General features: G+C 45.6%; 18 protein-coding genes and 1 pseudogene. 12 read left to right on the top strand and 7 right to left on the bottom strand.

Going from position 1 to position 25,023, the window contains the following annotated elements:
- Nucleotides 1-547 precede the first annotated feature (547 nt).
- Both H6F98_RS02880 and H6F98_RS02875 read left to right on the top strand, forming a co-directional pair.
- Nucleotides 548-2,020 carry a SulP family inorganic anion transporter gene (locus H6F98_RS02880; RefSeq protein WP_192217170.1) on the top strand — a complete coding sequence of 491 codons (1,473 nt, stop codon included), beginning with the start codon at nt 548-550 and terminating at the stop codon, nt 2,018-2,020.
- Nucleotides 2,021-2,347: 327 nt separating this feature from the next.
- Nucleotides 2,348-2,935 carry a hypothetical protein gene (locus tag H6F98_RS02875; protein ID WP_192217169.1) on the top strand — a complete coding sequence of 196 codons (588 nt, stop codon included), beginning with the start codon at nt 2,348-2,350 and terminating at the stop codon, nt 2,933-2,935.
- Between the two features lie 43 nt (nt 2,936-2,978).
- Here the strand turns inward: H6F98_RS02875 and H6F98_RS02870 are convergent, their stop codons facing one another.
- Entirely contained in the window at nt 2,979-3,878 is a 900-nt protein-coding gene (locus tag H6F98_RS02870; protein ID WP_199348259.1) for a DMT family transporter, read from the bottom strand.
- Between the two features lie 78 nt (nt 3,879-3,956).
- Here H6F98_RS02870 and H6F98_RS02865 point away from each other — a divergent pair, with 78 nt between their 5' ends.
- Both H6F98_RS02865 and H6F98_RS02860 read left to right on the top strand, forming a co-directional pair.
- Nucleotides 3,957-4,544 (top strand): ParA family protein, encoded by a 588-nt coding sequence (locus tag H6F98_RS02865; protein ID WP_192217168.1) that lies wholly within the window; start codon nt 3,957-3,959, stop codon nt 4,542-4,544.
- A 78-nt stretch (nt 4,545-4,622) separates the two neighbouring features.
- Nucleotides 4,623-5,942: a dihydroorotase gene (locus H6F98_RS02860; RefSeq protein ID WP_192217167.1), complete on the top strand. Its 1,320-nt coding sequence runs from the start codon at nt 4,623-4,625 to the stop codon at nt 5,940-5,942.
- A 274-nt stretch (nt 5,943-6,216) separates the two neighbouring features.
- Here the strand turns inward: H6F98_RS02860 and lepB are convergent, their stop codons facing one another.
- Complete coding sequence (gene lepB, locus H6F98_RS02855; protein ID WP_192217166.1) at nt 6,217-6,894, bottom strand: signal peptidase I; 678 nt, start codon at nt 6,892-6,894, stop codon at nt 6,217-6,219.
- A gap of 150 nt (nt 6,895-7,044) precedes the next feature.
- Between lepB and H6F98_RS02850 the strand changes: the two are divergent.
- Nucleotides 7,045-7,278, top strand: a pseudogene (locus tag H6F98_RS02850) (dihydroorotase); the annotation flags it as partial.
- A 96-nt stretch (nt 7,279-7,374) separates the two neighbouring features.
- Here the strand turns inward: H6F98_RS02850 and secA are convergent.
- The 5 genes from secA to H6F98_RS02825 all read right to left on the bottom strand — a co-directional run bounded on the left by secA (nt 7,375) and on the right by H6F98_RS02825 (nt 15,292).
- Nucleotides 7,375-10,167 carry a preprotein translocase subunit SecA gene (gene secA, locus H6F98_RS02845; RefSeq protein ID WP_192217164.1) on the bottom strand — a complete coding sequence of 931 codons (2,793 nt, stop codon included), beginning with the start codon at nt 10,165-10,167 and terminating at the stop codon, nt 7,375-7,377.
- A 164-nt stretch (nt 10,168-10,331) separates the two neighbouring features.
- On the bottom strand, nt 10,332-10,580 hold the full coding sequence (locus H6F98_RS02840; RefSeq protein WP_192217163.1) for a hypothetical protein: 249 nt from the start codon (nt 10,578-10,580) through the stop codon (nt 10,332-10,334).
- 1,354 nt (nt 10,581-11,934) lie between these two features.
- Complete coding sequence (gene upp / locus H6F98_RS02835; protein WP_192217316.1) at nt 11,935-12,570, bottom strand: uracil phosphoribosyltransferase; 636 nt, start codon at nt 12,568-12,570, stop codon at nt 11,935-11,937.
- Nucleotides 12,571-12,610: 40 nt separating this feature from the next.
- Nucleotides 12,611-13,921 carry a URC4/urg3 family protein gene (locus H6F98_RS02830; protein ID WP_199348258.1) on the bottom strand — a complete coding sequence of 437 codons (1,311 nt, stop codon included), beginning with the start codon at nt 13,919-13,921 and terminating at the stop codon, nt 12,611-12,613.
- A 105-nt stretch (nt 13,922-14,026) separates the two neighbouring features.
- On the bottom strand, nt 14,027-15,292 hold the full coding sequence (locus tag H6F98_RS02825) for a GTP cyclohydrolase II (RefSeq protein ID WP_192217162.1): 1,266 nt from the start codon (nt 15,290-15,292) through the stop codon (nt 14,027-14,029).
- 410 nt (nt 15,293-15,702) lie between these two features.
- On the opposite strand from H6F98_RS02825, the gene H6F98_RS02820 reads away from it, so the two are divergent.
- From H6F98_RS02820 to H6F98_RS02790, 7 genes are all read left to right on the top strand, one after another.
- Nucleotides 15,703-16,485 (top strand): Uma2 family endonuclease, encoded by a 783-nt coding sequence (locus H6F98_RS02820; RefSeq protein WP_192217161.1) that lies wholly within the window; start codon nt 15,703-15,705, stop codon nt 16,483-16,485.
- Nucleotides 16,486-16,731: 246 nt separating this feature from the next.
- Nucleotides 16,732-17,139 (top strand): prevent-host-death family protein, encoded by a 408-nt coding sequence (locus tag H6F98_RS02815; RefSeq protein WP_313929784.1) that lies wholly within the window; start codon nt 16,732-16,734, stop codon nt 17,137-17,139.
- Nucleotides 17,140-17,142: 3 nt separating this feature from the next.
- Nucleotides 17,143-18,033, top strand: coding sequence for a hypothetical protein (locus H6F98_RS02810; protein ID WP_192217160.1), 891 nt, complete (start codon nt 17,143-17,145; stop codon nt 18,031-18,033).
- A gap of 199 nt (nt 18,034-18,232) precedes the next feature.
- Complete coding sequence (locus H6F98_RS02805) at nt 18,233-18,733, top strand: hypothetical protein (RefSeq protein ID WP_192217159.1); 501 nt, start codon at nt 18,233-18,235, stop codon at nt 18,731-18,733.
- Between the two features lie 51 nt (nt 18,734-18,784).
- Complete coding sequence (locus tag H6F98_RS02800) at nt 18,785-20,275, top strand: TldD/PmbA family protein (RefSeq protein WP_192217158.1); 1,491 nt, start codon at nt 18,785-18,787, stop codon at nt 20,273-20,275.
- Between the two features lie 369 nt (nt 20,276-20,644).
- Nucleotides 20,645-21,874: an RNA-guided endonuclease TnpB family protein gene (locus H6F98_RS02795; RefSeq protein ID WP_192217157.1), complete on the top strand. Its 1,230-nt coding sequence runs from the start codon at nt 20,645-20,647 to the stop codon at nt 21,872-21,874.
- A gap of 263 nt (nt 21,875-22,137) precedes the next feature.
- A complete protein-coding gene (locus H6F98_RS02790) occupies nt 22,138-24,936 on the top strand; it encodes an EAL domain-containing protein (RefSeq protein ID WP_192217156.1) in 2,799 nt (932 codons plus the stop codon).
- Nucleotides 24,937-25,023: the final 87 nt, after the last annotated feature.

Raw genomic sequence — 25,023 nt, 5'->3', positions numbered from 1 at the left:
AGCATTAATGAGACTGTACTTGACTTGGCTCTAAATGGTCTATAGACAAGGTTCTATAACGATTCTGGGCTTACTTGATTTTCTACTTTTAGAGTTAATTATCTTGATATTTAGTGTAATTACACTTGACATCTTCTTCCCAAATAAGTAAGCAATATTAAACCTAAGTATAAAGATTCTGGTTTTGGTTCTAGACGCTATTCCATAAATCCATAGTCTCTTTAGAGAGTTACCTTTATTTATGACCATCAAGTGAGGAGTAACTGCTCTCAATGCAATTTAGTACTAGCAACGCCCTTTCGTGCTTTAGTTATGGGTAAAAGCGTTGAGAGGGAGTAGATATAGCATTAAAGGGTCAAAAAATATTTCTTTGCCATAACTTTACATTTATTCAAATAATATGAAGAATTTATCAAGATATTAGTAGGCATCAAATTATCCTTGAAATCAAGCTTAACAATGATTGAAAATAAATTAACTTAAGGCAGCTTGTTATCAATCAGGAGTAACTATGTCTTTCATTAAAGCGAGATCTCAGCCATTCAAAATGAAAAGAGGTCGAAAATGGAAGCTGAAAGCGATTAAGCTCCCAGGATTTACCACTATTCAAACCGAGATTTTGGCGGGGATAACTGTAGCACTTGCACTGATTCCTGAATCTTTAGCCTTCGCTGCCATTGTCAAGGTCAATCCGATGGTGGCGCTGTACACTTCTTTTTGTGTGGCGACAATTATTTCTATCACGGGTGGTCGTCCGGCAATGATTTCCGCCGCCACTGGCTCGATGGCGCTACTCATGACAAGCTTGGTTGCCCAGCATGGAATTGAATATTTATTTGCAGCTACTATCCTAACTGGAATAATTCAATTTTTAATGGGAGTTTTTAAATTAGGGCGATTTTTTACTTTTATTCCACCATCAGTAATTGCTGGATTTGTTAATGCCTTAGCTATTTTAATTTTTACTGCTCAATTACAGCAATTTGTTGGGGAACCCTGGCAAATGTATGTAATGGTAGCCGCTACCTTGGCAATTGTTTATCTATTTCCTCGTATAAATAAGAGTATACCTTCTCCTTTAGTTGCCATTGTTGTTATGACGATTGTGGCAATGGTGACAGGGTTGGATGTTCGACGAGTGGGAGACATCGGAGAAATCACTCGTGCTTTACCGATATTTCACTTTCCGAACATAGATTTTTCCCTGAAAACCCTAGCAATTATTTTGCCTTATTCATTACCTTTGGCGATTGTGGGTATTTTAGAATCTCTGTTAACAGCCGATCTTGTAGATGAGTTGACAGACACAAAAAGTTCTAAAAATAAAGAAGTTAAAGGTCAAGGCATAGCCAATATTGTTACAGGCTTCTTTGGTGGAATGGCTGGCTGTGGGATGGTAGGACAATCGATCATTAATGTGCGATCGGGTGCAAGAAGCCGCTTCTCTACATTTGTGGCTGGAGTCTTCCTTCTCTTCTCGATCATGATTTTGAAAGATGTTGTTGTACAAATCCCGATGGCGGCTCTTGTTGGTGTGATGATTATGGTAGCCATCGAAACCTTTGACTGGAAATCCCTAAAACATTTGCAAAAGATGCCAGTCAGTGAAGCCTTGATTATGCCTCTGACGGTGGCTGTTGTCGTCTGGACTCATGACCTTGCTAAAGGAGTTTTAGCTGGTGTTATTCTCAGCACTTTAATTTTTGCCTGGAAACTTGCTCAGATTAAAACAACGACATCGGTGGAGAGTAATGGAGCCAAACTATATAAAATATCAGGTCAGCTCTTTTTTGGCTCCATGACACACTTTGTAGAGTTGTTCAACTACAATCAAGACCCAGAGAAAATCATTATTGACTTTAGCAACTCTCACCTGTGGGATCATTCGGCTGTAACGGCAGTTTCAAAGGTAGTTCAGAAATACCGGAAGCTCAATAAGAAGGTCATGATTGTTGGGTTGAATGAAGAGAGCCAGTTATTCATGCATAAGGTGGGGCTTACTGAGCTTTTAGTACAATAAGCTGTTACCGCAGCTAAAGACGCTGACTAGTAACGTTTTTGGAAAACTATAAGCTGATGAATCTTTAAATTGCATTTAAGGGACGGGCAAGATGCCCATCCCAGAGGAGTTTCAATCATTTGCCCGTACCTAATTGAATGCTTGTCAGCTTAGCCCACATCCATGCCATAAACGGTTGGATGTGGGCTAAAAGATTTTTTGAGCTACCATGCCCTATCCCTATCATCAGTAATATGGCTTTGTGGCTATCTATGTTGAGAAAACGGGTGTCGTAAAGTGAAGCGATCGCTCTTTTACCCTAAAGCGACCAAACCCATTGGTAAAAACATGAATGATGGATTAACCCAAACTTCTGTAATTGTTTGCCCTGGTGTTCATGACGCGCAGTTGACGCAAAGCTTTTTAGCTGGGTTAGACGGCGATAAAACCAACACTCTATCCAAGCACTGGTTTCAGAAGATTTTGCTTTTTCCCGCTCAAGACTACCCCGCTTACTCTGCTATTCATATTTTGGAATTTTTACAGCGTCGTACTGGTTCAATGACTCCACCAGTAGTTTTTATTAGCTTCAGTGCTGGTGTTGCTGGTGCGATTGCTGCCGCTATGGGGTGGCAGACTTTGGGAGGGAACGTTAAAGCATTTATCGCTTTTGATGGCTGGGGTGTTCCTCTGTATGGTGATTTTCCAATCCACCGTATTAGCCATGATTATTTCACGCACTGGAGTTCGGGGCTTTTGGGTGCTGGTAAGGAGAGTTTTTATGCTGATCCAGCCGTTGAGCATTTGGATTTGTGGCGATCGCCAAATTCTAGCAAAGGTTGGTGGGTTCATCCTGCTGCGAATGGTGTACCAGAACAGCGCACCTTCACAACGGCAGCCGAGTTCGTTAACCAGTTGTTGCAGCGTTATCTGTAGACTACGAAATTAGCGATCGCTAAATTTTGAGACAAGCGAAAAACTAGAGAAGCGCTTGATGCTGCTGTCTTGCTAACTGAATAGAGTTGCAAGCCAACGCTACAACGATAAGAACAATTGCTACAGATTCATTGAGTCCGGGTTTCTCTCCCAGTTGTACCCAAGCTGCCAACACACCAATTGCCGGAATGATCAATGTGCCTAAACCTGCTGCACCTGCCGATAATCGGCTTAAGGCATAAAGCCAGAGTAACCATGCGATCGCATTACCAGGGATGATGTTGTAGACCAAGGCAGCGATGAACGGTATAGACCAATCAATCGGTGGGGTAGGGACAACCAAAGCAACTAAGATTAGGGGAATGCTACCAAACAGCATTTGCCACGCGGTAAGAGAGAGCAAATCCAATGATGCTTTCTGATGCAGTTTCTTGGCAACAATCACACTCAGTGCCCAAGTGATTCCTGATAGAAGGGCAAGTCCTTTACTCATCAAGTCACTCGTCAGGCTAAATGGCATCAGCATGAACACCAATCCAGCTAACGCTAAACCAACACCAAGCCACTGCAACCCTCGTAATCGTTCTCCAAGGACAATCCCAGCAAATAGAAGCACCCAAAAAGGCATGGTGTAGTTGAGTACGGCTGTTTTACCTGCGCCACCACTGACTAATGCCCACATGGATAGTCCAAGAACACCACCTGTTTGCAGGATACCCAGCAAAAACGTTCCAGCAATTGCTTTGGGTTTGAGAGGTTTATGCAACACAATCATGACTAAAAACAGACTCAATGCCCCAAAGAATGCCCGCATCGCGGCGAAGTCAAAAGGGGGAGAATACCTTAACCCCACTTTCATGACGACCCAGTTGTAGCCCCAGATCATCGCAAGTGCGACTAGGGCTAGAAGTGCATATCCCTGTGAAGGTTTTTGTTTAGACACTGATTTAAGCTCTAATCTAATATGAAATGTTTGATACGAAATCGTGTTCGTACATCGTAGTTTCTCCTGGGGTTGCAGATGATTGTCACATTAGTCAGCTTAAAAGGAGGGGTGGGAAAAACCACCTCCGCTATCCACATCGCCGCTTACCTTCAACAGAAAGGTTCAACTCTCCTCATAGATGCCGATAAGAATCGGTCGGCTTTGGTTTGGGATAGGGAAAGCCAGCTTCCCTTTAAGGTTGTTAGTGAGGCAGCTGCGCCCAGATTTATCCAACAGCACAACTACATCGTGATTGACACCCAAGCGCGTCCCTCTCCTGAAGAACTGAAGGATTTGGCGGAGGGATGCGACTTGATGATTCTTCCTAGCACCCCCAAGGCACTAGACTTAGATGCCCTTAGCAAAACGGTGGAACTCCTGGATGGGTTGAATGCTAAATTCAAAATCCTCTTGACCCAAGTCCCTCCCCGCAGTTCTGTTGCGCGTAAGATCAGGGCATCTCTACAAGAGTCGGGTTTACCAGTGTTTGATGTAGAAATCCCTCGGCTAGTTGCATTTGAACGCGCACCTGTCAAGGGGATATTGGTGAAGGATTATCCTGATCCGCGATCGCAAACAGCTTGGGAAAGTTATGAAGCATTGGGTAAGGAGATTCTGCCCTAACTTTAATCAACATTTATCGCAGCTACTCACTCAACACTGCTAGGTTAAATCCATTGATGTGGTAGACTGCTAGCCCTTATGAATAGTGAACTGCTTCAACAAGTCCGGGTTGTAGACCCGGTTTCTGGAACTGACCAACTGGCTGATGTTCTGATTACTGACGGTATCATCAGGGCAGTTGAAACGGAAATCTCTGAAATACCTGCCGATACAGCGGTACGGGATTGTCAAGGACTAATTTTAGCTCCAGGGCTAGTAGACCTCTACAGCCATTCTGGAGAACCCGGATTTGAGGAACGGGAAACTTGGTTGTCACTCCTAGAAGCAGCAGCAACGGGTGGCTTTACGCGGCTTGCTGTCTTACCTGATACTCTGCCGCCCTTGGATAACCCTGCTGGATTGGCGGCTTTAAATCAAAAGTTAAATCAGATTAGGCAAAAACTAAACACTCTAGAAGAGGCGGAAAAAATTGCTCCTCCTCAGTTGTCTTGTTGGGGTGCCCTGACTCTGGGAGTAGAAGGGCAGCAGATGAGTGAACTCGCTGAATTAGCCATGTCTGGCGTGGTAGGCTTTGCCGATGGGCATCCGGTATCCAATCTGGCATTAATTCGGCGATCGCTAGAATATCTCCAACCTTTAGGTAAGCCAGTGGCGTTATGGGCTTCGGATCGCAAACTACAGGGTGATGGCGTGGCGCGAGAAGGGGTACAGTCAATTCGTTTTGGCTTGCCAGGAAATCCTGCGATCGCAGAATCAGCGGCTTTAGCTGCCCTCTTGGAAGTAATTGCGGCTATCGGTACACCTGTACATCTGATGCGAATCTCCACCCGTCGCGGTGTCCAATTAATCGAAGAGGCAAAAGCTAAGGGATTACCCATAACTGCAAGCACCACTTGGATGCACCTGCTGTTCAACACTGAAGATTTGGGCAATTATGACCCAAATTTTCGCCTAGAACCGCCCTTAGGGAATCCAGTGGATCAGGCGGAACTGATTCGAGGAGTACGGGAAGGAATTATTGATGCGATCGCAATTGACCACACCCCCTACACCTACGAAGAAAAAACCGTACCCTTTGCCGAAGCCCCAGCAGGTGTAATTGGCTTAGAACTCGCGCTACCTCTGCTTTGGCACAGTTTAGTTGAGACAGGAGACTGGTCAGCCCTAGAACTCTGGCAGCACCTTAGCACAAATCCGGCAATTTGTCTACAACAAACTCCAGGTGCGATCGCACCTGAGCAAGCGGCTGAATTAGTTCTCTTCAATCCCCAAGCAACATGGAAAGTCGAAAGACACACCCTCAAGTCACTCTCCGCAAATACCCCTTGGTTAGGTCAACAGCTCACAGGTCGAGTTGTAAAAACTTGGTGCCCCATATACCGAGGGAATAGGAAATAGGGAGGAAAAACTAACACAACTAAAACTTGCTTCTTTGGGGCGAGAAGCCCACTAGTATAGCAATCCGCAGTCAGCTTTGGGTCAAATCGGCTCACTTCTAGGAAACTTGGCTCTCCTTAATGTCGCTAACATTTGTGGCTACTGCTATAAACAAAAAACTTGGTCTTGAGTTGCACCTTGTACCGAGACACAAGAATTTCTTATCTGGGGTGCCATCCATTTTCAAGGGGGATTCCAATTCCCAATTCCTAATTCCCAATTCCCAATTCCCATCTCACTTAGAAGCCGCAGGATAAACTGGCGTTGTGTCCAACTCACCCATGTGATTAAGCGGCCAAAATCGCACTACAGCTCGACCAATAATATTTTCACGAGGAACATAGCCCCAATAGTGACTATCACAGCTATTATTGCGGTTATCGCCTAGGACAAGGTAAGAGTTATCAGCCACAGTAACAGGGCCAAACTGGTAGTCAGGAGCCTCTTCAATGTACTTCTCCTGTAGGAGCTTGTCATTGATGAAAACTTGTCTGTCCTTAACCTCGACTTTATCTCCAGGTAGCCCGATTACCCGTTTAATAAATGCATCCTTGAGCTTGGGATTGTTCTGCTTTGTCTCATCTGTAGACGAGGGATTGGCAAAATTACCTGGCTGGGGGGTAGGGAGAGCGCCGAAGCAAAGACTAGCTTCATTAGGGGGCATAAACACTACAATGTCGCCCCGTTCTGGTTTTTGGAAGTGATAACTTACCTTTTCAATGATCAGGCGGTCATTAATCTGTAATGTTGGCAGCATCGATCCTGAGGGAATGTAACGTGCTTCCGCTACGAAGCTACGAATCCCTAGGGCGAGAACACCACTCAAAACAATTGTCTTGAGTCCTTCTATCCAAGGATTTTCAGCCTTTTGTAGGGGCTGCTTTTCAGGCTCTTGATCCTGCACACGAGTCATAGCCGTTCAATTACCATAGAGTCACAAGTTGAGCGGAGGGACAAAGCAGAGAAATCGCTAATTCCCTCAAATGTAAACGAAACGTTCTTACATTTAACTGTACAAGCTTAAATAGAGTACTGAAGTACCGACGAATTTTAGCATCCTCCTATGTCTTCTGACTCCTGTCTGTTTATCCGCCATGCTCGTATTCTTTTGCCAGAGGGTGAATTTTTTGAAGGAGATATCCAAACTCGTGGTCGAGAGATTGTTCAAATTGCACCAGAAATCCCTGCCTCAGAGGCAGTTGCGGGGGATAGAGAAATAGACGCAACTGGTTTAACTTTGTTGCCTGGAGTAATTGATCCACAGGTACATTTTCGAGAACCAGGGCTGGAACACAAATTTGGCTCTCTTTGTTTAGGTAACAAATAACAAAGTCGGCGGGAAGCTTACCTCCCTTTAGGTGGAGAGGAACGCCATCCGCCGACTTTTTGCGTCTTAAGCCGCTTGCGATTGATTTTGAGGTTGGAACTGGAACAAGGAGTAAACAACATTCCGGCGGATGTCGATCATCATCTCCAAGAAAGTTTCGTATCCTTCCTGCTTGTATTCAATCAGTGGGTCTTTTTGTCCATAACCCCGTAAACCTACCGACTCACGCAAGGCATCCATTGACTGTAGATGCTCTCGCCAGAGGGTGTCGATTTGCTGCAAGATGAAGAACCGCTCGGCTTGCCGCATCAATCCTGGCTGGATTTGATCGACTTGTGCTTCTTTGAGGTCGTAGGCTTTACGGACTTCTTCATGTAGGAAGGTTTTGATATCCCCGACCATCATGTCGTCTAGATGCTGTGGCTCCAAGTCTTGTAAGAGGTAGACAAATTCTTTCACCTTCTCTACTAACTGATCTAATTGCCACTCTTCCTGCGGTAGTTCTGGGTTGACGTAAGCATCGACAATATCATCCATTGTCTTTTCGGCATATTGGATGACTTGTTCTTTGAGGTCTAGCCCTTCTAGGACGCGACGGCGTTCGGCATAAATTGCCTTTCTTTGGTTGTTCATTACCTCGTCATACTCAAACACCTGTTTTCGGGTGTCGTAGTAGAAGGTTTCAACTTTTTTCTGTGCGCCTTCGAGGGAACGGGTGAGCATTTTGGATTCGATGGGCATATCCTCCTCAACACGGAATGCATTCATCAACCCAGCAACGCGATCGCCTCCAAAAATCCGCAACAAGTTGTCTTCCAAGCTTAAGAAAAACTTGGTGGAACCAGGGTCGCCCTGCCGTCCGGCGCGTCCCCGTAGCTGGTTGTCAATCCGCCGTGATTCGTGGCGTTCTGTACCAATGACGTGCAGTCCTCCTAGCTGTACCACCTCATCATGTTCACGGGTCGTAAACCCTTCGTATTCTTCTTTAATTGCTTTATAGACACTACGCAGTTTTTGAATAACTGGGTCATTCGTTGGAGCATTCTCTGAGGCAACCGCTACCTTATCCTCGGCTTCTAGTTCCGGCAAAGAGCGATCGCCATACGTTTGTCCTGCGAAGTCTACGGCACTTTTTAGCTGTTGTTCTGTGTCTCGTGAGAGTTGGGTTGGGAAAATCTGAGGACTAGCTTTCCAGGTTTTCACCTTCTTGCCTGGGGCAAATCCTTGAGCACGGGATCGCCCACTTGCTCCTGGCACCGACACTGGCGCTAAAGAATCTTCATCCTCTGGCATGACAATCTTCGGCATGAAGTATTCCCGCAACTTCAGACGTGCCATGTAGTCAGCATTACCACCTAAGATAATGTCTGTACCTCGCCCCGCCATGTTCGTCGCAATTGTTACTGCTCCTTTACGACCTGCCTGAGCAATAATTTCTGATTCCCGTTCCACATTTTCCGGTCGGGCATTCAGTAAGTTATGTGTCACTCCTAGTTGTCCGAGTAAACCGGAAAGCAATTCAGATTTTTCTACACTCGTCGTTCCCACAAGTACCGGGCGCCCGACTTCATGCATCTGGGAACACTCTTGTGCTATTGCTTGCCACTTTGCAGCCTCGGTCTTGTAAACGACATCTGCCAAGTCCGCCCGCCCAGGCGGTCTGTTGGTGGGGATAATTGTTACTTGTAAGTTGTAGATCTTCTCAAATTCTGCTTCTTCGGTCTTGGCAGTACCTGTCATCCCCGCCAGTTTTGGATACAGCAAGAAGAAATTCTGATAGGTAATCGTTGCTAGCGTTTGAGTTTCATTTTGAATTTCCACTCGCTCCTTAGCTTCAATTGCCTGATGCAAACCGTCACTCCAACGGCGCCCTTGCAGCACCCGCCCGGTGAACTCGTCTACAATCACCACTTCGTTATTGCGAACAATGTAGTTCACATCGCTGGTAAAGAGTTCCTTCGCCTTAATTGCGTTGAAGATGTAGTGTGCCCAAGGGTCATTCGGGTCATACAAATCCTGCACTTCCAAAAGCTTTTCTGCTTCAGCGAAGCCTTCATCAGTCATCAGGACATTACGTGCCTTTTCATCGACTTCGTAATGTTCTTCTGGATTGAGATATCGCGCAATCTCTGCCGCCTTCATGTATTTCTGAGTGGGTCGCTCTACCTGCCCAGAAATAATTAAAGGTGTCCGCGCTTCGTCAATCAGTACCGAGTCCACCTCGTCAATGACGCAATAGTTAAACGGGCGTTGCACAACTTCTGCCATCGCCGTTGCCATGTTATCGCGCAGGTAGTCGAAGCCCAACTCACTGTTGGTTGCATAGGTGATATCACAAGCGTAGTTGCGTTGTCGCTCCGCAGGCCCCATTCCGGATTGAATTAGCCCAACGCTCAATCCCAAGAAACGGTGTACCTGTCCCATCCATTCTGCGTCCCGACGGGCAAGGTAGTCGTTGACCGTGACAATGTGTACACCCTTACCATCGAGAGCATTCAGGTAAGCCGGTAACGTAGAAACCAGGGTTTTGCCTTCACCTGTTTTCATCTCAGCGATTTGCCCTTTGTGGAGGACAATACCACCCAACAACTGGACATCAAAGTGGCGCATCCCTAAAACTCGCCGTCCCGCTTCTCTCACGACAGCATAGGCTTCTGGCAACAAATCATCTAATAACTCTTGCCGTTCGCGATCCGTTGTCGCTTTCTCCAACCTCTGCCTAAATTCTGCCGTTTTGCCCTTTAGCTGCTCGTCCGATAGCGCTTGGATGTCTTCTTCCAGAACGTTGATGTCGGTGACATAAGGCTGGTATTTTTTAAGTTTGCGGGCGTTAGGGTCGCCTAGTAAGTTTTTTAACATAGCAGGAGAGAGACTTAATATTCGCTAAGGTCTGGGTAGAGGTTAGAGCGTCAAGACTATAGGTAGGAGCAAGGAGTTAAAAATTAAATTCAAAACTGTTTACAGTTTTTGGTTCCTAACTGCTGACCATTGAGGCGCCACCCTTTGTAGGGGCATTGTTATCATCATCGTATCATTTCCGCTGAGACTAAGACGGTACGGGGATTTGGACAAAAGCTGGTGAGTTGTTCCCTACAATGTACCTTGGGTAACGGAACAACTGTGTTTTTAGCATTTGCTCTCTCGATAAGCGATCGCTTTTCTCCTACCGATGAACCGAAGGCTAGAGACTCTGCTACACAGGCAACTACGTTGACATCTTGAAATCTTAAGCCTAGCCCCACCATCAAATATTGCCGTAGGCATAAAGCCACGGCTTTTTAATGCCATGCCAGAAAGTGCAGCCTGTGCCACTGAATTATCAGCAACACAGGCAATATCACAGTTTTAGGTATTGGGAAGCATCAAGCACTCAACGGGAGTGCTTGATGTGACGTTGTTAAGTCTTTGGTTGTGTAGAAGCGATCGCCTCAGGCATTCAGGCTTTAAACTGTTGCATCTAGGAAAAGGTACAAGCTATTTAACGGTGACTATACCCCCTCTGATTATGACCACAGCATTTTCTTTTACAGTTATGGCTTGACTGTAGAGTCCTAATAAATGAAGTACACATTGAGTCTTACAGGGATATGACTCCTCTGAGTTAGCGTCAATATTTAGTTGGATAGGGCTAGAAAAATACATAGCAATCGTGGCTGGGTAATTACGATCATCCTGGTTAGAGATCATAATCTCAGCAAGAGCAGATGGAGTACTAAGGAGAAAAAAAGCCAAAGTCAAAATAATGTTTTTCATGAGTTTTGATGGTAGATACACCTAAGCGTTGGCTGACTTGCTTGTAAAGATAAAAGTTGAATTAGATCCTATAGGCAGTAGTATATTCGTCAATTATCAGTTCAGAACTATTCACGACGCAAATACAAAAGAGACATACTCTACTCTAAGGTCTACAAAAGAAGGATTTTTACTGCATTCCTATTACTCCCTACTCAGACTTATGCATATTTCAGAAGTTTTTTAGCTTAAGCTAGAAGCCATTAGAAGAAAAAAAAATCCAGCCTCACTCGTCAGAAAGAACCATAGGGCTTATTGCCTTAGTTGAATCCTATCTAAAGGTAGAGGCAAACATTAAGTCAATAAGTATTTTTCGCTATAGGATAAAATTACAACTAATCCCTAATCATTGTCAAGGAAGGTTTAGAGCTTTTTTTTGGAATCCTTTGACAGCTACTCTTTGGACGAGTTCTTTACAAAATCTTTAAATAAACAAGAGTCTTTGTAATAATTTCTTAAAGCGATCACTACAACTCAGAAAATGTATGTCTTATACCGCGCAAATTTGTAACGAAGATTTAGCAACTTATCAATCCTCCTAATTTCAATACAAAGAGGAAAATCTATCAGCAAGTTGTGTAGGGATTGATACTAAGCGATCGCACCTTTGATTACAGCAGCAATCCATGGGAAAAGGGAAAAGATGCCTAGTGTTTCCCTTCCCCCTCTTTACCTGAAAACGCATGCATTCTAGAACGGCAAAAGCTTACGAAGCGACTAAGTGGCTAAAAACCAGGAGAATAAGCTGTTGCACATTTAATTCACATACAGGTAACCGCCAAGAGCCTACTGATCAGGGGGGTTTCCCTTTTTAACTTTTGACTTGCTTAGTAGTTATTTCGTTCCATAAAGGCGATCGCCTGCATCACCAAGTCCCGGCAAAATATAGCCCTGTTCATCTAAGCATTCATCAATCGCTGCTGTATAAATCGGCACATCCGGATGCTGCTCATGAAAGTGCTTAATCCCTTCTGGTGCCGCGAGTAAGCACAGAAACTTCATTGACATTGGCCCAACTTCCTTGAGTCGGTCAACCGCCGCAACCGCTGAGTTACCCGTTGCTAGCATTGGGTCAACAACGAGAATATCTCGCTGCTCAACATCATGAGGAAGTTTGAAATAATACTCAATTGCCACATGGGTCGTAGGTTCACGATACAACCCAATATGCCCTACACGAGCAGAAGGCATCAGTTCTAGAATTCCATCCAAAAGCCCTTGCCCTGCCCGCATGATTGAGACAACTACCATCTTCTTTTCTGGGGCAAGCATGGGCGCCATCATAGGGGCAAGGGGCGTTTTGATGGGTTCGTACTTAAGCGGCAAGTCACGAGTTACTTCGTAGGCTAACAACATCCCAACCTCTTTCAAAAGTTGGCGAAACTTTGCTGTACTTGTGTCAGCCTGACGCATCAGCGTCAACTTGTGTTGTACAAAAGGGTGGTCAATGATCGTAACTTCAGCCGCCATTACCTTGTCTAATTGCATGGTTGCCTTTTTGAGGTTGCCTTTAAAATACCGTTCCATCGCTCTCGATTTGAAGAGGGGGAACGCCCCCTACTCTTAACTGGGCAGCAATTCGTCGTCCTGCTGTCCAGGTTCCTCCTTGCAAGACTTTCACCAATGGCAAGTCCACCTCACTTAGGTTTAGCTGTTGCCGGATTGCTGCTGCAATTTTGTCTAAGAGACTGACAGTAAGCGATCGCCATTCGACAATTACCTCCGATCCTGGTAAATGACGCTCTTGCAAAATAGCCGTGTTCTTAACTTCTAAAAGCCCTAGATCCAGACATAAGCCACCATTGCGATACTCTGGTAAGCCTGTCATCTGATCTAACCCAGTAATCTCTAAACCCAGTTCCTGTAGGGGTTCTAAAAGGGAGTAGGTTAACCACTGGGAAAGTTTGTGGAATGGGACATACTGATCGCTAGGATGTTCTCCTTTGAGGGCAGGATGAACCCAAACATCACCTAAATTGACTCCTGCGATCGCCAATCGTCCAGGCCAAATATTTCCCAATCCCTCTAAGACAGCACTCAATACTGTAGTGGCAGGTAATGAAGTGGGGAGTGGGGAAGGAGAAGACAAAGCAGTGAAGCCTGTTCCTTGTCTCTCCACTTGCGAACCCAGCAAATAACTTACTAGATTGCCGGGGCGGGAATTTTCTTGACCAAACAGGTGGGGTTCCCTGAGAAGCGATCGCCCCAAGCGCTGTAGGAGTTCGAGTCTACCCTCCACACCAAGGAGAGGATTGGTTTGACTCACCTGGAATCCCTGCGCCAGTTTATCTACCGTTAATCCTTGTAATCCTTGAGCATCAGCTTGCAGAGGGCTTTCGGCATCACTAGAGAATGCGCCTTGACAGAACATCCGGAAACTAGCGACAGCTAGCCCTTCAGAACGCCGAAATACTATACCTGTTTCTTGTTCGTGATACTGCCAATCAGAACCCGCGCCTGCATCTAGTAAGACACTGATGATTGCTAAGTCAAACTTGGTTTGGGCTTTTTCTAGAGGCGTAAGTCCTGCTAACTTCTCCTCTAGTTCCGCAATCCGGGGAACGTTCCCAACCTCAAAATGCCGCCAGCGACTATGAAACGGGATGTTCAAATCAGGGTACTCGTCGCGTATCACCTTAATAACGTAGTTCGCTACCTTATCTAGCTGAGTTAAATCACAACGAAAGTGCTGTAACTGGTCAGCACAGGCCAGAGTAAAAAGGCGATCGCATCGTTCTCGAATCGCTACTGGTGTTCTCAAATAAGCAATAGCCCAGCGCTGCTCGTCAGAGCAGGTCACCTGCTGTTCATAATTATTCAAAGCTGCTCCCTTTTAGTAGATGGGTATTACCTCTAGCTACTGGGGACAAGGAGGACAAGGAAAAGGATTGACTTCCTTGTCTTCCCTTCACCCAATCCCCAATTTCTAATCGGCTAAACCACGTCCTTTAATTTCAGCCAGGGTGACAGCATCAGGTAGAGCTTTTTCTGTGTAGTAGCCAGCCGCTTGCTTAGCAGCAATTTCCACCATTGCATCAGCAGGAATCAACTCATCTGGAATCGCAACGCGCTGAATAATCTCGATGCCAGAGTTCACGATCGCGTTGTATTTCATGTCGCTCATCGAGACAAAGCGGTCAATCCGAGTAATCCCTAACCAATGCAGCACATCGGGCATCAGTTCTTGGAATCGCATATCCTGCACACCCGCAACACATTCGGTGCGATTGAAGTAGGCATCTGCGCGATCGCCTCCTACCTGACGTTTGCGGGCATTATAAACCAAGAACTTCGTCACCTCACCTAAAGCTCGACCTTCCTTGCGAGAATAGACCATAATCCCAGCACCGCCCTCCTGTGCCGTCTGGACGCAGACCTCAAGACCGTGTACCAAATACGGGCGACAAGTACAGATATCAGATCCAAATACATCGGAACCGTTGCATTCATCATGTACCCGCACAGCAAGCAGGCGATTCGGGTCTGTAATCGCTGCCAGATCACCAATTAGATAAACTGTGATGCCGCCAATCGGTGGTAAGAATACTTGTAAATCAGGGCGCGTCACTAATTCCGGGAACATCCCACCTGTTTGCTGAAACAGGATGCGACGTAAGTCACTTTCACCAACCTTAAGCCGCTGGGCAATTCCTGGCAAATACCAAACTGGGTCAAGGGCAACCTTTGTTACAACTAAACTACCGTTACTCTTCAAAATTTGACCATCCACTGACAAGCGCCCTTTCGCCACCGCGTCTTGTAGTTCTGGCATATTGATATGAGCTTTAGTCACAGCAATTGTTGGTCGAATGTCGTATCCCTGTTCATACAACGGGGCATACGCTTCACCCACCAGTCCCCCAAAGGGGTCGAGTGAAACGATGCGATTAGGGTCAGACCAACTAGGATGGGGACCAATAGCGACAATTGGAGCCGTATTAGTAAGGTCAGCGCGATGACTAGCCTGGAGCGCTCCACTAGCAACGGATAAAGCCCGATAGACAGAATAAGAACCCGAATGAGTACCAATAACATTACGGTGAGCTGGGTTTAGTAGTGTCCCAATAACTGGCCCCCGTTCCAGAGGGTCGCTTTTTCCCCAATTAATGCGTAGAGGTTTCGAGGCAAAACGACCGGGATGAGACGTTAAAACAATATGCTTCGGTTTGGATGCGATTTTCGGCTCTTGCATAAATGCCCCTAGTAGAATGCACAAATAACTACCGAATCTAGATAATTTCCAACTCGGTAAATTAAAAGAAGCTCTAATCATAGCAATCAGATTTTCTCTATTGAAGTATCCAGTGCATTAAAGTTTGAGGAATTGCTAAATGTCTTATGCAGAGGTAGTGACACAGCCGTTACGATACGTTTCGACTTTGCCTGAGCCGACTTCCCTGCCTTCCATCTCCCCACTCCCCACCTCAAAGAGGATGGCTGATGCTTAAATCCACCAGGCAGTTGACTGAATACCATAGTTTCATAGAAGCTCGCCAAGGCTAGGAGATTTCAGCCTCCACGCTAATTGTCAAATGCCTTCTGTTGAACTAGCTGTGCAGTCGTTACAAGACCTTATCCAAACTATAAAATCACGATATTGATATGAGCCAAATAACCACATCTGTAGATCCGTCAACTGATTTGTCTCCCACGGCTGGGTTACCAGCTTCGCTGCCGGATCATACCCAGCTTCCTGACTCGGATGGAAACTTTGTGAAAAACTTTCAAGAACCGCCAGAAGGAGACCTGCTAACTGACTGTATTACCCCAATTTTGCAGCAACGCCATCCTGATGGACAGTATTGTATTGGTCGGGATTGTGGGATTTACTGGGGTTTAACCGAACCACCGGAACCACCAGAAAAAGGAGCTGAGGCACCCGATTGGTTCTATGTCCCCGATGTGCCACCAACACTAAATGGAGAATATCGTCGTTCTTATGTTTTATGGAAGGAATTCGTAGCACCGTTGATTGTGTTGGAATTCGTTTCTGGAGATGGAACAGAAGAACGAGACAAAACTCGATATAAGGGTAAGTTTTGGGTTTACGAGCAAGCGATTCGCGTCCCTTTCTATGGCATTTATGAAGTCAAGCGATCGCAAGTGGAAGTATATCAATTGGTAAATGGACGCTATCAGTTAATGCCAGCGAATCAGCGAAACCATTACCCCATAGAGCCTCTGGGGGTAGAGTTAGGTATTTGGCAGGGGCAGTATCAGAATATGGTGTTTCCCTGGTTGCGCTGGTGGGATGCTCAAGGGCATCTATTGCTAACAGCGGAGGAACGCCTTGAACAAGAGCAACAACGTACTGAACAAGAGCGGCAACGTGCTGACCGATTAGCGGCTCAGTTACGGGCGTTGGGAGTTGAACCGGAAGTGTAGGAGATTAGGAAGCGATCACCTATTCCTTACAATTTTGGTCAACCAATCAAGATCTAGGGAAAAAGCGATCGCTTATGGCTGTGAGCTAGAGAACGTCTAAAGGTGAAACTCCTGCTGTAAAAGCATCATGGGCTGAAAATGTAAAACTTGACTACTTTGTAAATTAACGCTATGTTGTCTTACAAGCCTTGATTAAGTTAAATACCACAGTAGTACAAAAATACTACTAAATTAAGAGGAAAGCCTGTGAGTTCTTTCAAGCAGCTCCCACTGTCTGACCTAAGAGAGAGCCTGCCAAAATTTAAACGTCAGGTTCAGCTAGGGATGAAGAGAATTGCTGCTACCTATTACGGTCAAGTAGTTGCATTCTTAGTTCCTTTAAAGGATTTGGAAGAAGCTGAAAAAGATGGTGCAATCAGTAAGAGTGAGGAAATGTCTTTATCGGATTTCCGGCTACATATGACGGAATGTTGGGAGCGTTTACAGGTTGATGTTGATTGCATTTATGTGACGTATCACACGCGCAGAGCTGTTGCCTTTGTTAGTCCTCGTCTCGCTAATTATCTTCCAATCCCAATTTCAGAGGTCGCTCACAAACTTCTTGCCATAGAGAGCGGTCTTATTAAACTAGAAAATTTACTAGAGGAGAAATGATTGATGTTCAAAATTTGCGCCGATTCAGAGCTTCAAAAAAAGCTGAAACATCCAGAGAAGTATTTCCCTTCTGAAGTCTGTCAAGAGCTAAATCAGTTTCTAGAGATTCTGAAAAGGGATGGTCAATTCAGCAAGACAGATTTCTACGATGTAAACACCAATAAGATTTCTGGAGTAACTTGCAACTTATTCTACAGACCTGACTTTGCTAAGCATGAAGTGTTACTAATTGACGTGAAGGTGAAACCAGCAGACGTGTTTAGACAAAGATTTAAAATTGCGGACGACTGGGATGACAAGAATGTTGTAGAGTCCCACCCTCAGTATGATCAACCAAAAAAGATAGTTAAGGCTATTGTATTGGTTCATCAAGGGGTAACAGATTCATATGATTTGGGTCACGCACTAGGGCATAAAGGAAAAAAGAAAGAATATATTTCGCGGCACGGACAGTATGCAAAGCACACTTTAGAGCAACTCAAGCTGATTACGAAAAATCGGCAGGGTAATAAATGGATAACAAAAGTGACAGAAAAAGGAAGGCTAATTGCTGAAGCACCAAATGAGGACTTGCAATTCAGGTTACTTATTGAAGCTATGTTAAATTACCCTCCTGTTTGGCGAGTTCTTGCTGCTGTTTCCGAAAGAGGCGGGCAACTGCATGATGGACTTGTACTAAATGATGAACTAGTTAAAAATTTAGCTTTTCCAGAAATATTGCGAGGTGCTGATACAAGTAATCGCCGTTCGCAAACCTTGAAGAATTGGATAAAGTGGATTTCTCGATACTGTGGAATTCCTATCCATATTCATGAGGGTGGTGTACAGCTCACAATTCCAATGTTGTATGGCGAAGGTGGAGCAGATGAAGATGCAAACCCAGATAAAGAGTAAGATATATCCCTCTTCTGTCACTCTCCGGTTTTTCCTATTATTAATATTTTCTACAAAGGAGGTATATTAGGGAATACAGCGTTTGCCCATCTAATTTTGGCAATTTCCCTACTCGGATCAATTTCTATGAAGGAAAAAGTCTGCGATCGCCTACCATAGGTTAGTTCTAGACTTCAGCAATGGCAAAAGTTTTCGGAGAGTGACAGAAGAGGGATATAATTTCAAGAGCCAAGAATCTATAGGTAAACACGGTGAGGGAATACTTGATAAATGGCTTGATTCTGCTTACAAAATTTTAGATGTTTCTGGCATTAAGAAATATCAGGAGAATTGTATAGATAGAATCTTGATGCGTCCAGATGGAACCACAGTCAGTGTTGAATATAAGTTTGATTTAGCATCATCTAGAACAGGAAATCTGTTTTTTGAAACTGTTTCTGTAGATAATCAAGATATTCCTGGTTGGGGATGGCGCTCACAAGCTGACTACTGGATATTTCTACTTCCTTCGATGGAAATTCTGGTAGTTGAGCCGGGAAAGCTGAGAAACCTTATCTGGCGATATCGTTTGGAAGCTAAGGACAAAGAAGTTCAGAACGTAGGCTACAAAACTTTAGGCATTCCTATTTCCTTATCTAAGGTTAGAGAGGTTGCTTATTACACTGTTCAGCTAGATCAAGAAATTCCAGACTTGAAGTAAACAAATAGCGGAGAAGGGTAAAATACGACATAAAGCTGCCAAAAACTTCCTATGGTACAAGCACCTGACTCGCCGATTACGACTACTGACTTGCCGACGTTAGCGATCGCGTTAATTACCCGTGCTGGGTGTGAGTATGGGGATGTTCGTTTTTGCACTTACCGCACTCAGAATCTTTACGCACGCGATCGCTCTTTGAGCCAACTTTCAGATAATGTGAGTTCTGGCTTTGGGGTGCGGGTTCTACTTAATGGGGCATGGGGATTCGCCGCTAGCCCTTATAAAACCCCAGCCGAAGTTGAACGACTTGTCGCCCTTGCTGTCGATATTGCCAAAGGTAGCCGTCTTTCCCAACAAACACGGGTGCAATTAGTGCCAGTAGAAGCTTACCAAGATACTTACACCACTCCAATTGAAATTGACCCCTTCACAGTGCCGATTACCGAGAAAGCCGAGTTGCTGTTGCGGTTGAATGAGCAACTCTTAAGTTATGGGGAGCGTGGCATCAAAAAAGCTTATTCTTACCTGCGTTTCACTCGTGAAGACAAGATTTTCGCTTCTACAGAAGGCTCTCTAATCCAACAAACTATCTACCGCAGCTATCCAGGTATGGGATGTACGGCTGTTGCTAATGGTGATGCCCAAAGTCGTAGCTACGAACGTCCACCGCTAAACATTGGTTATGAGCATATCAATGCGCCAGACCTCTTGAGCCAGGTAGAGCGTGTTGCTGAAGAAGCGATTGAAAAAGTTCATGCCCCTAAGAGTCCCTCCGGTATTCGTAGCACCCTCATCCTCAAGCCGACTAACTTGTACCTAACCATCCACGAATCTGTTGGACATCCCACTGAACTCGATCGCGTGTATGGCTACGAATCTAACTTTGCTGGTACCAGCTTCGCCACAACTGATAAATTAGGCAAGCTTCAATATGCTGCACCTTGGGTTAACTTCCGTGCCGATCGCACCCAACCTGGAGGACGCAGTACCTTGGGCTATGACGATGAGGGAGTCCCTGCACAAGATTGGTTTGTTGTCAAGGATGGTGTTTTAACAGACTACCTCACTGACCGCGAAACAGCCTATCGTCTCGGTCGTCCGGCGAGTAACGGTTGTGCCTACGCCGATAGCTGGTATAGTGTGCCGATGGTACGCATCCCCAATCTTGGGCTGGAACCGGGTTCAGATGGAGGCAGCCATACAGCAACTCTCGCTGAAATGATTGCAGATACCGAGGAAGGAATTTTAATTGACGGTGTTGGCAGTTTCTCGATCGACCAACAACGGCGTAACTTCCAGTTTGGTGGCGATGCTTTCTGGAAAGTAGAGAAGGGCAAAGTAGTAGGGATGCTTAAGGATGTGACGTATCATGCTATGACCACTGACTTCTGGAACAGCGTCGATGCCATTGGGTCCGCTTCCGAACGAGAGCAATGCGGTACTAATATCTGCGGGAAAGGGGAGCCGATGCAAGTGGCTCAGATGTCTCATACGTGTGTGCCAGTACGAGTGCAGAATATCCAGATTGGAGGAGCTTCTTAGCTTGAAGTAGAACTTGCTTGAGATCCAGGAGAAACAGCTTTTGACCAAAGCTAGCCATCTTGTGAAAGAGATGGTACTTTTAGCACGGGTGACCATAAGGTATGTCCCCTAACTCAGTAATATCAAGTCCACTTATTACTAGCTCCTTACGGGAGCTGTTGCAAAGCGCGTTTATAAACTTGGGTGATTTGTTGAGTAGAGAGGCAGTGAGTTGCGCTCGTACAGGGTTTAGCTGCAACAAACACGCAAGAGATAACTTTTAACTTTTATGAGTCGTGATGCGTAAAACCGCCTCTATTTATAGGGCGGATCTAAGCGGATAGCCGAATTGATTCGGCATACTTATGCTGCTCATGGTAGCATAAACAGATGATAATTTATGAGTTTAAAGTTAAAGCAAAACCTGCACAATGCCGCGCTATTGATGAGGCGATACGCACATCCCAATTCATTCAGAACAAGTGTCTTAGATACTGGATGGACAATAAGGGTGTGAATAAGTATGAGCTCAACAAGCATTGCGCGGTGTTGGCAGCAGAGTTTAGCTTTGCCTCAGAACTCAACTCTATGGCACGTCAAGCGTCAGCCGAACGTGCGTGGAGTGCAATCTCTCGCTTCTACGACAACGGCAAGCGGAAGGTTAAGGGGAAGAAGGGGTTTCCCAGGTTCAAGCGCAACTGTCGCTCGGTCGAATATAAGACGAGTGGCTGGCGGCTTGATGACAACAGGAAAGCCATCACCTTTACCGACAAGAAAGGGATAGGTCGGCTTAAGCTCAAAGGCACTCGTGACCTTAACTTTTATTCACTTGAGCAGATAAAGCGAGTCCGGCTGGTGCGACGAGCCGATGGCTACTACGCCCAGTTTGCAATAAGCGTTGATGTACGAATCCAATCAGAACCCACCCATAAAGTGATCGGATTGGATTTAGGACTCAAATACTTCATTGCAGGTAGTGATGGCAGTGTAGAGCCTGTTCCACAGTTTTACCGCAAGAGTGAACGCCAACTGAGTCGCGCCAACCGTAAGAAATCGAAGAAGTACTCTCCAGAGAAAAAAAAGGAGAAAATCCCTCAATCCAAGAACTATCACAAAAGCAGGAATCGGTACGCCCGGAAACATTTAAGAGTAAGTAGGCAGCGAAAAGAGTACTGCAAGCGAATTGCATACTCCGTGATTCAGTCTAACGATCTGATTGCCTACGAAGATTTGAATGTTAAAGGGCTAGTGAGGAACCGACACCTGTCTAAGTCGATAAGTGACGCGGGGTGGTCAATATTCCGTCAGTGGTTGGAGTATTTCGGGCATAAATATGGGAAGGCAACAGTTGCTGTGCCTCCCCATTACACAAGCTCTGACTGCTCGAACTGTGGGACACGAGTCAAGAAAGCTTTGTCTACTCGAACTCATGTGTGTCCTGCTTGCAACTACGTGGCGGATAGAGATACAAATGCGTCTCGCAATATCTTGGAGAGAGGACTTTTTACCGTAGGGCATACGGGAAACTACGCTTGCGGAGATTTGCCCTCTTGGTCAATTGGCGTAAGCCTGTTGGCTAATGGCGAGTCTGTGAACCAAGAATCCCCGCTGCTTGATTGACGGGGAGTGTCAAAGGTTAACGATAGCAACATAAAGACATCGGCTTAGCTTAACGGCTACTGTAGAAAGCAGTAATCAAACGGATTTGATATGACATCACCCCTCAACCCATTTTCAGGTAGAACTGAAGCGATTAATTTCAGGTTGTGGCTTGATGAGGGTCATATTCTGGAAGCTTTCAGGAAATTTTGTAAATAAAAATTGCTTAAGCTTTTGTCAGTCATCCAGGGTTTGCTGCTCTGTGTGTCATAAAACTCTTTGTCATGGATAAAACCAGCGATTTAATTTTCACTCGCTCGGATCTAGCTTTGCTCGATATATTGCGATCGCCTATCTGGATTTTTGATATTGAGCAGATGAAAATGTGGTGGGCAAACCAAGCGGCATTGAGCTTGTGGAACGCTGGCAGCTTGGAGGAACTGCTTAATCGTGACTGGAGCGATTTTTCCGAGGGAACAAAAACTCGTCTTCAGGGCTATCTTGAAGAGCTTAAGCAAGAAAAAACAGTTATTGAACAGTGGACGTTCTACCCCAAAGGACGTGCTTTATCGGTGCGATGTGTTTGCTCTGGGATTCGGATTGAAGGCGGATACCTCGCGATGCTCATAGAGGGGGTTACCGATGTTGTAGAGCACATTGACTCGGATACGCTGCGCTCGATTGAAGCTCTTCGCCACACAACGCTGATGGTTTCTCTCTATACCTTTGATGAGATGCCGTTGATGCAAAATCCTTCAGCGCTGCGTTGCTACGGTGACGAAAAAAATGCGCCTCAGACAGACAACAAAGCGTTTAGAAGACGCTTTGTTGATGCTAGCGTCGCTGAGCAGGCAATCAGTTGCATTGCCACTGGAGATGTTTTCAGTATAGAAACACAGGTGAATACCTTGAACGGTATCCGGTGGCACAAGGTTGATGTACGCCGCACCAATGACTCTAGCACGGGAGTATTGATGATTCTGGTCAATGAGAAGGACATTACAGACCTACAGCGGATGAAGTTGGAGTTGCGTCAGCGCGATCGCTTATTAGAAGGAGTAGCCAAGGCAACAAATCAACTATTAACAATAGGCGATCGCAATCTAGGAATTAATCGAGCGTTAGAGGCATTGGGTCGAGCAACGGCGGTTGATCGAGTTTACATCGTTCAATATCATATCCATCCCCTGACAGGCGAACATCTGATGAGCAAGCGCTGGGAATGGTTAAGCCAAAGAGTAAGTGTCCAAATCAAAAAACCAAAACTTCAGAATCTCTCCTATCGAGCAATGCTGCCTAGCTGGTATCAAAACCTGGCGATGGGAAAACCAATTATCGGTTTGGTGCGAGATTTTCCCTCACCTGAACGAGAGTTTCTCGAATCACAAGACATCCGCTCAATTTTGGTAGTGCCGCTCCGGATCGAGGGGCAATGCTGGGGCTTCATCGGGTTCGACGATTGCTATAAGGAACATCAATGGTCTGAAAGTGAAACATCAATCTTGATGGGGGTAGCAGGAAGTATCAGTGGTGCGATCGCTCATTCCTCAGCTGTAGCAAAACTGGCAAAGTTAAACGCTGACTTGGAAGCAATCATTGAGGAACGCACCGCCGAGTTGAAGGTGGCAAATGAGCAACTACGTCAGGAAATCTGCGTTAGCGAAACTGCCGTCAAGCATCGCCAGCACATTGAAAAACGCTTACGGCACAACGCCTTTCATGACGCTCTCACCGGGCTGCCCAACCGAGCCTTATTAATCGAACACCTGGAGCGTGCCTTAGAGCGGACAAAACAACACCCCGAATATTTATTTGCCGTTCTGTTCCTAGATCTCGATCGCTTCAAAGTCGTCAACGATAGCATGGGGCATACGATTGGAGATAGACTTCTAATCGCGTTCGCCCAACGACTACAGCATTGCCTACAAGAAGATAACAGCCTCATCGCTCGTCTCGGTGGGGATGAGTTCGCCATCCTCCTAGAGGACATCCAAGAATTGAGCGATGCCAATCGAATCGCAGAGCAAATTCACAAGCAACTAACCCATCCTTTCCTCCTAGATGGACAAGAAATCTTCACCAGCGTCAGCATTGGTATTGCCCTGAGTTCAACAGGTTATAACCGACCCGAAGAGTTATTACGTGATGCTGATATCGTGCTGTATCGCGCTAAGGCTCAGGGACGCTCTCGCTACGAAGTATTTGATTTGGCAACCCACGAGCGTATTGTGGCGCTCCTGAAACTCGAACAAGACTTGCAGCGAGCAGTGCAAGACCTTGAGGCTGGGCAAATGGCAATTTGGGAACTCAACCTCATTCCTCAATTTCAGCTTTACTACCAGCCGATTGTGAACCTCAAAACAGGTCAGCTTGTCGGCTTTGAGGCGCTTGTACGCTGGCAACCGATAGAACAGGAATTCATTTCTCCTGGAGAATTTATCCCAATCGCGGAAGAAACCGATTTAATTGTCCCTCTAGGAGCGTGGGTACTCCGTCAGGCTTGCCTTCAACTACGAACTTGGCAGAAGCAATTTCCCCATGCACAGCCTTTAACAGTAAGTGTTAATCTTTCAGGGCGCCAGTTTTCCCAATCTGATTTAGTTGTCCAAATTGATCAAATTCTCCAAGAGACTAATCTAGATGGCAGGGCGTTGAAGTTAGAGATTACAGAAACCGTAATTATGGCTAATCCTGAGTTGGCAGCCGCCATGCTATTGCAGTTGAAACGCCGTAACATTCAACTGTGTATTGATGATTTTGGCACCGGATATTCATCCTTAAGTTATCTGCATCGGTTTCCTCTAGATACGTTAAAGATCGATCAATCCTTTGTGAGACAAATGGCAGTTGAGGCAGAACATACAGAAATTGTTCAAACCATTGTCACCCTTGCTCACAATTTAGGAATGGAGGTAATTGCAGAGGGAATAGAGACTCAAACTCAGTTAGAAAAGCTCCAAGGGTTCAACTGTGAGTTAGGGCAGGGATATTTATTTTCTAAGCCTGTAGATAGCCGAACAGCAACCCAATTCATTGCTCAAGCTTGGAATTTATCTCACTTAGGAATTGGGAGTGGGGAGTAACCTGATGGGGCGATGGGGTTTGAGTCGATATGTATTAGACCTCTTGCTCTCCCGAAAAAAATCTCTTGCCGATAGGGAGAAGGGGGA

Source organism: Microcoleus sp. FACHB-SPT15 (assembly GCF_014849525.1).
Lineage (GTDB): Bacteria > Cyanobacteriota > Cyanobacteriia > Cyanobacteriales > Coleofasciculaceae > Symplocastrum > Symplocastrum torsivum.
The sequence above is the reverse complement of the archived record's forward strand: the minus strand, read 5'-3'. Positions and strand labels throughout refer to the sequence as shown.